At 41.3% G+C, this 11,113-nt stretch carries 11 protein-coding genes; 7 read left to right on the top strand and 4 right to left on the bottom strand.

Translation table 11 applies throughout. The features are described from left to right. Window positions 1-53: 53 nt before the first annotated feature. The 5 genes from RMY16_RS33105 to RMY16_RS22980 all read left to right on the top strand — a co-directional run bounded on the left by RMY16_RS33105 (window position 54) and on the right by RMY16_RS22980 (window position 4,270). Window positions 54-251, top strand: a complete 198-nt coding sequence (locus tag RMY16_RS33105) for a hypothetical protein (protein WP_416211689.1) — start codon at window positions 54-56, stop codon at window positions 249-251. Between the two features lie 139 nt (window positions 252-390). Then, the gene (locus tag RMY16_RS22995; protein WP_322738292.1) at window positions 391-729 is read left to right on the top strand and encodes a hypothetical protein; all 339 of its coding nucleotides are present in this window, start codon (window positions 391-393) and stop codon (window positions 727-729) included. A gap of 421 nt (window positions 730-1,150) precedes the next feature. Further along, on the top strand, window positions 1,151-2,440 hold the full coding sequence (locus RMY16_RS22990; protein WP_322738291.1) for a glucose-1-phosphate adenylyltransferase: 1,290 nt from the start codon (window positions 1,151-1,153) through the stop codon (window positions 2,438-2,440). Between the two features lie 75 nt (window positions 2,441-2,515). Next, window positions 2,516-3,130, top strand: a complete 615-nt coding sequence (locus RMY16_RS22985) for an AAA family ATPase (RefSeq protein ID WP_322738290.1) — start codon at window positions 2,516-2,518, stop codon at window positions 3,128-3,130. A gap of 120 nt (window positions 3,131-3,250) precedes the next feature. Beyond that, entirely contained in the window at window positions 3,251-4,270 is a 1,020-nt protein-coding gene (locus tag RMY16_RS22980) for a DnaJ C-terminal domain-containing protein (protein ID WP_322738289.1), read from the top strand. 386 nt (window positions 4,271-4,656) lie between these two features. Here RMY16_RS22980 and dprA read toward each other — a convergent pair whose 3' ends face one another. Then, a complete protein-coding gene (dprA, locus tag RMY16_RS22975; RefSeq protein WP_322738288.1) occupies window positions 4,657-5,796 on the bottom strand; it encodes a DNA-processing protein DprA in 1,140 nt (379 codons plus the stop codon). A gap of 258 nt (window positions 5,797-6,054) precedes the next feature. Here dprA and RMY16_RS22970 point away from each other — a divergent pair, with 258 nt between their 5' ends. Then, on the top strand, window positions 6,055-7,134 hold the full coding sequence (locus RMY16_RS22970) for an alpha/beta hydrolase (protein WP_322738287.1): 1,080 nt from the start codon (window positions 6,055-6,057) through the stop codon (window positions 7,132-7,134). Between the two features lie 102 nt (window positions 7,135-7,236). On the opposite strand, the gene RMY16_RS22965 is transcribed toward RMY16_RS22970, so the two are convergent. The 3 genes from RMY16_RS22965 to RMY16_RS22955 all read right to left on the bottom strand — a co-directional run bounded on the left by RMY16_RS22965 (window position 7,237) and on the right by RMY16_RS22955 (window position 9,717). Beyond that, window positions 7,237-7,926 (bottom strand): ElyC/SanA/YdcF family protein, encoded by a 690-nt coding sequence (locus RMY16_RS22965; RefSeq protein ID WP_322738286.1) that lies wholly within the window; start codon window positions 7,924-7,926, stop codon window positions 7,237-7,239. Continuing rightward, window positions 7,926-8,582: a DUF2301 domain-containing membrane protein gene (locus RMY16_RS22960; protein WP_322738285.1), complete on the bottom strand. Its 657-nt coding sequence runs from the start codon at window positions 8,580-8,582 to the stop codon at window positions 7,926-7,928. Before RMY16_RS22960 ends, RMY16_RS22965 begins: the two co-directional genes overlap by 1 nt. Window positions 8,583-8,886: 304 nt before the next feature. After that, window positions 8,887-9,717, bottom strand: coding sequence for an SAM-dependent chlorinase/fluorinase (locus RMY16_RS22955; protein ID WP_322738284.1), 831 nt, complete (start codon window positions 9,715-9,717; stop codon window positions 8,887-8,889). 109 nt (window positions 9,718-9,826) lie between these two features. Between RMY16_RS22955 and RMY16_RS22950 the strand changes: the two genes are divergently transcribed. Beyond that, complete coding sequence (locus tag RMY16_RS22950) at window positions 9,827-9,982, top strand: hypothetical protein (RefSeq protein ID WP_322667452.1); 156 nt, start codon at window positions 9,827-9,829, stop codon at window positions 9,980-9,982. Window positions 9,983-11,113: the final 1,131 nt, after the last annotated feature.

The following is an 11,113-nucleotide window of genomic DNA, read 5'->3' as shown; positions in this document are numbered from 1 at the left end:
AGCTATCTGTCTCGCCCATCACTGCTTCTTAAATATTAGACCTGAATCCTTACGTGAGCTTTAGCCCTGATGGTCAAACAATTGTATCTGCTAGTGACGATAATACTGTCAGAATATGGAGTTTGAATCCAATTGATACTTATACTAATGTTAATGATCTGTTAATCAAAAGCTGTAATTTACTAAAGAATTATCTCACAAATAATTCTAAACTACTTCCAGCAGATCGCTCTATCTGTAATGGTATTTAATTTATTTTATAAATAAGTTTATTTGATTTTTCAAAATAATTTTATTTTATTTATTGAATGACGGAAAATTGAATTTTTTTTAATAATTGAAAAATATAAATTATTATAATAAATAGTAAAAGTTAATGCATGTTAAATAATGAAAGCAGCTCAAAAAAGTTTAAGTGAAATCCAAGTGCTGTATAGTGATTTGAGTGGTGAGCCAGAAATTTTAACTTCGATTCAAAATTTCATATCCCAAATGGAAGTATCTTTGAAAGAACCTTGCTTAGATAATCCAGAAGTAGACACAGATGAATCGGAAATTGTAAAATTTCAAGAGACACTCAAAAACTTTTTAGATGAAAATAAGTCCATAAGTAAAGTTGAATTTCAAAAATTTGCCACAGGAGTTGAAAGAATAAATTGTCGGTGTCCACGAAAACCTTGCCCCTCACAGGAGACAATCAGTTTATTTCTGAAGTCTTTTGAAAGCTGATAAGTAATACATAGTGTTTTGTGGCAAATTTTACATTAAGGCTTGCAAATTTTACATAGTTATTACACGCCCTTTGGGTGTTTTAGCCATGTTTAACACTTAGCGAGTACAAAGAAAGCAAGTAAATCAGGGTTATGCGAAGCGCCTGAAACAGAGAAATACCGTCGTGTATATTGTGGTTAATTTGTACAGTGCGTAAGTCCTAATGAATTCAGTGTTTGTAATGGCAGTACACTTTATACTTTCAATAAGTAAGTAAAATTTGATATTCTAAATTAGTTTTTTGATTAACAGGCAGCGCCATCTATCACCAACAGCATTCTGTAAATTCATCCCAAAGAATCAGATGATCCCCCTTACGTGTGGTGGCAGACAGTCCTAAACTGAGAGTGAGAGTTGAAAGGCAGTCGGGAGAAATTTTGTGAAAAAAGTATTATCAATCATCCTTGGTGGTGGCGCAGGTACTCGGCTTTACCCGCTAACCAAACTACGCGCTAAGCCAGCAGTACCAGTAGCGGGGAAGTACCGCTTAATCGATATCCCTGTTAGTAACTGTATCAATTCCGAAATATTCAAAATCTACGTCCTGACACAATTCAACTCAGCTTCCCTGAATCGTCACATCGCCCGTACCTACAACTTTACTGGTTTCAATGAAGGCTTTGTGGAAGTGCTAGCTGCACAACAAACACCAGAAAATCCCAACTGGTTCCAAGGTACAGCCGATGCTGTACGTCAGTACCTGTGGTTAATGGAAGAATGGGATGTAGAAGAATATCTCATCCTCTCAGGCGATCACCTCTACCGCATGGATTATCGCGACTTTATCCAGCGCCATAGGGAAACGGGGGCTGATATTACTCTCTCAGTCATCCCCATCGATGAGCGCCGCGCCTCAGATTTTGGCTTGATGAAAATTGACGATTCTGGTAGAGTAATAGACTTTAGCGAAAAACCCAAAGGTGAAGCGTTAACCCAAATGCAGGTTGATACAAGCGTACTGGGATTATCAAAAGAACAAGCCCAGCAACAACCTTACATCGCCTCAATGGGGATTTATGTCTTTAAAAAAGAGGTTTTGTTCAAGTTGTTGAGAGAAGGAATAGAAAGGACTGATTTCGGTAAAGAAATTATTCCTGATGCCTCTAAAGATTACAACGTTCAAGCTTATCTTTTTGATGACTATTGGGAAGATATTGGAACAATCGAAGCATTTTATCATGCAAATCTAGCGCTGACTCAGCAGCCCCAGCCACCTTTTAGTTTCTACGATGAGAAAGCACCAATTTATACCCGCGCTCGATACTTACCTCCGAGTAAACTATTAGATTGCCAGATCACAGAATCAATTATCGGCGAAGGTTGCATTTTGAAAAATTGCCGCATTCAACATTCAGTTTTGGGAGTGCGATCGCGAATTGAATCTGGTTGTGTTATCGAAGAGTCCCTTCTCATGGGTGCAGATTTTTACCAAGCTTCTGTAGAACGCCAATGCAACGTAGAAAAAGGTGATATACCTGTAGGTATTGGTACTGACTCGATTATTCGCGGTGCCATCATCGATAAAAATGCCAGTATCGGTCACGATGTCAAAATCATCAATAAAGATAACGTGCAAGAAGCTGACCGCGAAAGTCAAGGTTTTTACATCCGCAGTGGCATCGTTGTTGTGCTGAAAAATGCTGTAATTCCCGATGGAACAATCATTTAATAGTTGTGAGTGCTGAGTTGTGAGTGCTGAGTTGTGAGTGCTAAGTTATGAGTGCTGAGTTATGAGTTATAAGTTATGAATAAAACTTCTAATCACTCTTCACTCCTAACTTCTAACTCCTCACTCTTAACTTCTTACTCAGCACGGGCTAAACGCCCCGCTTCCGCTAACAGCACTCAGCACTCAGCACTAATTTTGCTGATTGGTCTTCCAGGTAGCGGTAAGTCAACTTTGGCAAAACAATTACTGGCAGAATGCCCCCAAATGGCGCTAATTTCTACAGATGCCATTCGGGGGCAATTGTTCGGTTCCCAAGCTGTTCAAGGAGCGTGGCTACTGATTTGGCGCGAAATTGAGCGGCAATTTCAACAAGCTATTTCCACAACTAATACAGCTATTTTTGATGCCACCAATGCCCAGCGCCGCCATCGTCGTGAAGTCATTGCTTTAGCCCGTAACTTGGGTTTTACCCACATTAGGGGAATTTGGGTGGATACACCAGTTTGGCTGTGTTTAGCACGGAATAAAAGGCGATCGCGCCAAGTTCCAGAAGAAATTATTTTGCGGATGCACCGTCAACTCCGGGATGCTCCCCCAAGTCGGGAAGAAGGATTAGACAGCCTCAGCCGCTTATCAGAAAAATTGGAGTACGGGAATTGCGATTCCTTGATGAGCGAGAACCACACTTGATTTTCTATATTTTTTGTTAATTTGAAATCAGATTCATTTTGTTTGGCACTATACCAGGCAAATTCAATATCTCTCATCTTAAAAAAAAACATAACGGGAATTTCTATAGGAGGCTGGTAGATGGCTGCAACCGACTTCAAGGACTATTACGCTATTTTGGGAGTCAGCAAGACTGCCAGTTCAGAGGAAATTAAACAAGCCTTTCGTAAACTAGCCCGCAAATACCATCCTGATGTCAACCCAAACAACAAACAGGCAGAGGCACGCTTCAAAGAAGTTAGCGAAGCCTACGAAGTTGTATCAGATCCAGATAAACGCAAAAAGTACGACCAATTTGGTCAATATTGGAAACAAGCTGGTGAAGGTTTCCCATCTGGCGGTGCTGGCCCAGATATGGGTAACTTTGACTTCAGTCAATACGGCAATTTTGATGAGTTCATTAATGAGTTGCTAGGACGCTTTGGTGGTTCTCCCCCTCGTGGTGCGGGTGCGGGGCGCCAAAGTCACGCCCGAAGTCAGTCTTACCGCACTTCTCCAGGTACCTCAACTCATTTTAGCAGCAGCTTTAACGATTTTGGGTTTCAAGATGGAGGTGCGGGTAGTACTCAGGATAGTGAAGCTGCGATCGCTCTAACTTTTGCTGAAGCATTTAATGGTGTGAAAAAACGCTTCAGTTTAGGTAATGAAACAATAGATGTTAACATCCCATCTGGGGCTAAAACTGGTACTCGCCTACGGGTGCGGGGCAAAGGTCAAATCAACCCCATGACTCAACAACGGGGGGATTTATACTTAAAAGTTGAACTTCAGCCGCACACGTTCTTCCAAATGGAAGGCGATAACTTGGTATGCGAAGTGCCAATCACACCAGATGAAGCGACTCTGGGAGCATCTATTGATGTACCCACTCCCGATGGTTCAGTGAATGTCAAACTACCAGCAGGAGTGCGTTCTGGTCAATCTCTACGTTTACGTGGCAAAGGCTGGCCCCTCCCCAAAGGTGGACGCGGCGATCAGTTGGTGAAAGTGGCGATCGTTCCACCAAAAGACCTCAGCCAACAAGAGCGGGAATATTATGAAAAAATCCGGGCTATACGTACTTATAATCCCCGTAGTCATTTGAACCAATTTAGGCTTTAACAAGCAAAAAGAGAATCCCCATAATTAAAATCTCGTCATTACCCACATTTTGGTAACAGTCAAAGTATTATGCTAAACCACATCCTGTCTATAACTTAAGTTCTGCGGCTTTGAGCTACTGTTCACTCAAGTGGACTTGAATGATGTTCGGGCGAGTTTTTAACCGAACTTGAGATAATTGTTGTTTAGTCCAGTTAAGAGAACTTGAACTATTAGCCTTGGAATTGTATTCCGAGGCAAAATAGTTATACTTGGTATTCAAAAGCCCACTGATTCATTATTTTAAGTAATTTGTTTCTATATAAAAATTGTATTTTTATATTGTCAGAAATCTGATGATTAAATTGCTAAAAACAAAGCTAAATAATGTTGTTATCTTTTAATTATTAACTTTTTTGATACCGCATACCTGGTAGTTGCGAAATGAAGCCCATAAGTTCCAGCTGTAACAAAGCACTGGAAACTGAGCCAGCAGCCATACCGGTTTGTTGGACAATAAAATCGAAGGGTAAAGCATCACTTGCGAGTGCCTCCGGCACGCCTGCGGCGAACACATCCATTACTGTTTGCAATTCTGGCGATAAAGTTGGCATTAACTGTTCTAGTGCTGTAGAAGCCTCAATCGCATCAATTTGTGGTATCGCTCCTAGCATTGTTAACAGCTCGTCTAGTTCTTTAAGAATGAAGGAAGCTCCCTGACTCAGTAACTTTAAGCATCCTTGGGATGGATAATCGTCAAGTCTTCCAGGTAATGCATAGACATCTCTACCAAATTCATTTGCGTAGGTAGCAGTAATTAAGGCACCAGATTTTAAAGGTGCTTCCATTACTAGGATGGCGCGGCTTAAGCCTGCAATAATGCGGTTGCGACGGGGAAAATGAGTCCGATCGGGTGGGGTTTTTGTGGGGTACTCACTGACGACTAGCCCAGCCGTCAAAATTTGCTTGTATAAATCCCGATTTTTATGCGGATAGATGACATCTACACCAGTTCCCAAAACTGCGATCGTGCGTCCACCTGCTTTCATGGCGGCGATGTGGCTTTCGGTGTCAATTCCCTCTGCCATACCAGAAACGACTGTAAAGCCATTTTTAGCCAAAGCTGTACTAATTTGGCGAGTCCAACGGATACCATATTCTGAAGGTTGGCGGGTTCCGACAATCCCAACCATTGGTTTTTGTCCAAGATTTTCTTGGAGTTCGACTTCACCGCGATAGTACAAAATTGGCGGTGGACTCGGAGTTTCTAGCAGTAAACGGGGATAATCTGCATCTGCTGGCGTCCAGAAATGAGAATTTTCCTGCTGGTGCTTGGTGAATAGTTGTTCTGGGTGCAAACGCGATCGCTGTTGTACTACTTTTTCTAGTGTCTGAAAACCAAAACCTTCTACTTCTCCTAACTGTAACTTAGTAGCGTTCCAAGCTGTTGCTAACGTGCCAAAATGCTGTTGCAGCCGTCGCAGTAATACTGGGCCAATTCCCGAAATTTGCGCCCAAGCTAGCCAATATGCGCCTTCTTCTACCACCGTTCTATCCTCACGCCTACTGGATTGAGTATTCCCAAATTAGGGTTGGCTGTTGATGGAGTAGGGGCGATACTGTTCGGTTAAGGCAAGAGACGCGATGAATCGCCGTCTCTACAAAGACCTCTTTCGCAATTCCTCTTGACTTTTGACTCTTGACTCTTGACTATTAACTATTGACTATCTATCTTCTTATCTTCTGTGATGAAATATTTCTATCGTCTTCTAATAAGCCTATCTGGGTGCTTAATATTTTTACTGGTGCATAGTGGCTTTGGTTTGTTGCCTAGTTTGGCAGCCGAAAAAGTTACCGTCAGGTACGGTTTATTTGAGCAATCAATTCCGGTGGCAGATATACGCAACTATGACGAGACACAAAAGGTTTCTGCCGATCTGCAATCTTTTTTAGATTACCTCAGCGCTGAAGAGAAACAGAAATTTCAAGAAGCCCTTCAAGTTAAAATGTCGCTTGATATTGTGGCTTTAGATAAGTTGGTAAACACAGGAATGGGCAAGCAAATTTTATCTTTTGCTTCCCAAGCGATCGCTCGTCGCGATCAAGCTAGTATACAAGCACTACGATCTGCCCTGATTATCGGAGCAAAATCACCGGACGGTCTAGGAATAACCAGCTTTCTAGAAGCTTATCCCAGCGATCAACTAGTTATTGAGGTGTCAAAAATTCAGAAGCTAGTTGGTATGGCAAATTCCTCTGCTAGTTCTGCTGATGCGCGGCCGAAAGATGACGTAAGTTCTTCACCTTTAGGGAAAATTGCCCTACAATATCAAACACTCGCCGCCCAGAATAAACAGTTCTCAGGTTGCTTATTTGGCGATTCTATTTCGGCTGGACTTGGCAATACCCTTGGGAATGGTACTTTTAATTTTGGGTTAAATGGTCTGAGTACAATCTCATTACTAGAACAACTGAAAAGTTTAATTCCTACCAAGGTGAAATGCGAAAAAGCTATTATTGCCATCGGTGGAAATGATGCTTTGTATAGAATTAGTGATGAGTTATTTAGCAAAAATCTGCAAGAGGCGATCGCACTTCTGCGTACAATGGGAACTAAAGAGATTTTTCTGATTCCGGCTTTTTATTCGACAGTTGCAGCAAGCTCAGATCCAGCAGTAGCAGCCCCACGTTCTAGAGTTGAACAAATTAATGTTCTGATTAATCAAGTTGCTGAAACAGAAAAAGTACCAGTTGCCGCAGCCGGACTAGCATCATTATATGAAAATAATGTTCTTAAAGAAAATTTTACCAGTGATGGCGACCATTTGAATGCAGAGGGGTTGAAAATTTATCGACAAGCATTATTACAAATCTTGGGTCAGTAGTAATATCATTTTGAATTTTGGATTTTGGATTGACTGAAAAATCCAAAATCTCAAATTAAAAATTAAATGGCTGCCGAAGCAAATATTTCTGCTGTATCACCGTTAGGCTTTCCAATTCAAAAATCGTGCATAAATATAAGCGATGCCTTCATCAAGAACCGTCCGCACACCTTCGCTAGAACTCCACCATTTGTTTGGATTATAATCTTGCGTTTTGCCAGCAATTACACCAACGTTAATGTCAGGGGTAAGTATTTTCTTAAAAAGAAACCAACTCCTACGGGCATGAACATCCAAGGAAAAAAGATTAATCGATTCTATCTTTAAATTTGAATTGGATAGCCAACGTTCAAATTCAGCAGCAGATGCATAACTACGATCTTTAACCACGAAAGGTGTCGGAACGGCTACTACTTTTTCTGCTTCTAAACCGAGTTTTATGAAGGTGTCAGCCGACACGTCTGCAAAGTTCTTATATCCGGTAAGATAACTTCCTTTTCCTAATGTGCCTCCGGTAGTAATTATTTGATGATAAGAACCGGTTTTAAATTCAGTCAAAGCTTCTTCTATAGCGTAATCTGGTAGCCATCCTTCAACAATTAATACTTCTGCTGATTGGATCGGGGAAGTTACGGCGAGAAATGAGTGTACATGAGTAAAAAGGAAAAATATTAAATAGGCAATCAAAGCGATTGCAATCGCCCACCCTTGAGCCGTAAGTGTCCACATTTCTTGGCGTTTGATTAGTTTGATTTTGGGAAATTTTTGACACCGACGATTTTTTATCCGCATTAAACCTTAGCTAAACGTTGTTCTTTCAAGTAGGTAAACACAGACTTATCTCCAATATCAGCAGGAATTGCTTGCACTGTCTTTCGCAGAGCAAACACTAAAAATAATATCGCCCAAGTTCCTAATAAAATGCTTTCTGCCTGAGTTGGTAAAATTCCTACCAAATGTCCTAACAACAGTAGCGGTACAATTGGGGTTAATATTTTAGTTTCCAGGCGATTGAAGCAAAAAGCTTCTTTAAAATAAATACCTGTCAAAGCTACGAAGATAAAACCAACTCCAAATAAGGTAATTGGCTGATTGTAAACAGCAAGAGCTAAAGGTTCACTACTAGTGATTGCCAGAATCACTGATGCGATACTACCGATCACCCAAAAAACTTGCAACGTTCGGTGCAGTGATGCCATATAGATATGGATTGTAAATAAACTTACACCAAGAGCGAGACTAAAACAAGCATATAGAGGTGTCAGTAAAGTTACAACAGTTGGGTTATTGTTGAGTAAAATCAAGGCGCTGCCGATGGCAAAGCTCAGTGCTGCTACTATCAATCCAGCACGGTAGATAATTACGCCAGTGCGATCGCTTTGAGTAATTGTAAATTCCCCAAACTGACCTTGATAAACTTCTGGTGCAGAGAGTGTTTGTGTAGTCATAGCTAAGAATATAATTATGATTCTCTAGTAGAGTACAACAGGAAATTGCTCAAGGGTTACTTTTATTATTATGAGCAATAAGGCGAACTTCATGTCACCATTTTTAAACTTACGTCTTTTAGCAGTTGCTTTCTGGAAATTTTTGTAGAATCGGCACTGCCTATGGTGAATGAAAATGCTTGTTTTTAAGTGGTGTGCAGTTGCTCACCCTCTGTTTTATATCTAGGATTTTCCACTTTCTTTGACTTTCCTACAAATCAGTAACAGGCACTTTGCAGCCTGGTTATTTTTCACTGTCTTAACTTTAGCAATATTCACTGGTCTGATTTTCTGAAAAAAACAAGACTTCTAGTGCATCTTGTAAATTAATCTGTAATTGTGAGTGAGCATCTCCGCAATTAATGGCAATTTCTACCCAGCCGTGACTGCCGACTAAAGCTATTATCTCTCCCACTTTGACCTCACCGTAAGTTTCACGGCCTGGTACACTCAATCCAGCAACTTGCACACACCAAGTTTTGCCTTGCACGTAACTCGCTGGAATGTTACTCACTAGGTTGCCAAAATGGTCAATATATTGAATGCAACCCATTACACTGGTGGTTGTCTGCTTGCAGTTGCCTATATCCAGGTTTACCAAACTTGCTAAATCGATTTCTTGCCCTAGCTGTTTGAGGGGGACACCACTAGCAAGATTAGCTGCCACTGGTGCAAAGATATCTCTACCGTGAAAAGTCTTGCTTGGTTGAGGAGTGCGCCAATAATTAAGATTTGTAAGTTCGACGGCTGCGATCGCAGGACTTTGACTAAGTAACCCGCTAAATATACCATTATCTGGCCCGACCAAAAACCCTTGAGCAAATTCTACTGCGATCGCTCGTCGCTTACCTCCCACACCTGGATCTACTACTGCCAGATGCACTGTCCCAACTGGGAAATGGGCATAAGCATTCATCAGGCTAAACCTCGCTGCGGCGATGTCTTGCGGCGGAATTTGGTGCGTTAAGTCTACTACCGTCAGTCTGGGGTTGATTTGGGCTATGACTCCCTTCATTATGCCTACATAAACATCGCGAGCGCCGAAATCGCTCAGTAAAGTCACAAGGGGTTGTCGATCTATCTGGTTATTAGACATATTTTGGTAAAAATATATAAAAAATATATTTTCTGTAGCAACAGCTACAAAATTTATGCTATGTTAAGAATACAAGACATAAATTGAAAAACTAAAGTAGGTAATCACTATGAGTCAAAATAGACTACAAAGTCTGAGCAAATCACGAGAAACTCACAGAGCGAATATTCAAAAAAGCCTAGAGCATCGCTTGGAAATAGCTAGAGCAAAAGGCGACGAGCAGCTAATCCGTCAACTGGAAGCTGAAATGAGGTATTCCAGCTAAATCAAGTTTTCATTGTTCATAGTTTTGTTGTGTAACCCGCTACGGCGGGTTTTTTCTTTTTAGAGGGTTTTCTGGCAATTTTGGTAAAAGCTCATAATCCTTACTCTAATGGCACTGAGATTCATGTGAAACCTCATGAGGACAGGGTATTGGGGGTAGGGTGTAGGCTGAGTGTGTTCCAGACAATTAGACCTGCCTTGAAAATAGAGGCTGAAACAACGCAAAATCGTTCCAAGATCATTTTCATTGTTCCTTGTGAGCGCAGCTCATGGAGTCTCTTGCAAAAATATATTTTTGCACTCTTAGGGAAAAGGGAAAAGGTTAAAGGGAAAGGATTTTGAGTTTTTTTACCCTTTTCCCCCGCCCCTTATCCCTACGGTGTACACATAAGTCTGAAATAGCTGATTAATCAAGGTTTTACCCCACCCTAACCCTCCCCTTATAAAGGGGAGGGAACTAGATTTTCCGGTTTCCCTCCTTTATAAGGGGGGATTAAGGGGGGTAATTTGACTTGTGTATACACGGTAGGCCCCTTATCCCCAGAGGGGGCCCCACCTTCCCCTTTACCCCGACAAATGCCAAGAAGTCTATTGAATGCGAGTGCGTCAAGGAGTTCAACATCTTCTTAATTCCCCACACCCTTTCATCCAGGAATATTAGGGATTTACGCTTTTCTTAGTGCCATTCATCCTTACTCAAGTGACGAGATTGATTCCACTAAGCGAAAGTTCGTTCAACAATTTCTCAAAGGTATTGGTGAAGCGATGTTTACAATGCTCACTGAGCTTGCCGTACCCCTCCGGGGAAGCAACTACGCGCAGCGTCTCATAGAGGAGTGCGGGCAGCGCCTACGCTCCTCTATTATGACCGAATAATTAGCAGAACTTGAAACACGGCAATTAGTGAGTAATGTTGCAAAGTAAACCGCTCCCGTCATGAGTTAGACCACTCCCATAAGTTCGGGAGCTACTCCCAAGTCGCTTTAAAATTTTGACCACAAAACTTCCCATGTTCAGATTAGATTACAGATTTTTACGCTTGTCTTGGCTCAATACCAAATATGAGTATCGATACTGGCTAGACCCCCATCATTGAAGACGTTGACTAAATCATCTTTCCCATCTGCGTTAA

The sequence above is a fragment of the Nostoc sp. DedQUE12b genome, from assembly GCF_034530835.1.
Taxonomy (GTDB): domain Bacteria; phylum Cyanobacteriota; class Cyanobacteriia; order Cyanobacteriales; family Nostocaceae; genus Nostoc.
The sequence above is the reverse complement of the archived record's forward strand: the minus strand, read 5'-3'. Positions and strand labels throughout refer to the sequence as shown.

Excerpts from the sequence above, each read along its gene's own strand:
- RMY16_RS22995 (WP_322738292.1), top strand. The coding sequence starts at position 391 with ATGAAAGCAGCTCAAAAAAGTTTAAGTGAAATCCAAGTGCTGTATAGT.
- RMY16_RS22985 (WP_322738290.1), top strand. The coding sequence starts at position 2,516 with ATGAATAAAACTTCTAATCACTCTTCACTCCTAACTTCTAACTCCTCA.
- RMY16_RS22980 (WP_322738289.1), top strand. The coding sequence starts at position 3,251 with ATGGCTGCAACCGACTTCAAGGACTATTACGCTATTTTGGGAGTCAGC.
- RMY16_RS22965 (WP_322738286.1), bottom strand. The coding sequence starts at position 7,926 with ATGCGGATAAAAAATCGTCGGTGTCAAAAATTTCCCAAAATCAAACTA.
- RMY16_RS22960 (WP_322738285.1), bottom strand. The coding sequence starts at position 8,582 with ATGACTACACAAACACTCTCTGCACCAGAAGTTTATCAAGGTCAGTTT.
- RMY16_RS22955 (WP_322738284.1), bottom strand. The coding sequence starts at position 9,717 with ATGTCTAATAACCAGATAGATCGACAACCCCTTGTGACTTTACTGAGC.
- RMY16_RS22950 (WP_322667452.1), top strand. The coding sequence starts at position 9,827 with ATGAGTCAAAATAGACTACAAAGTCTGAGCAAATCACGAGAAACTCAC.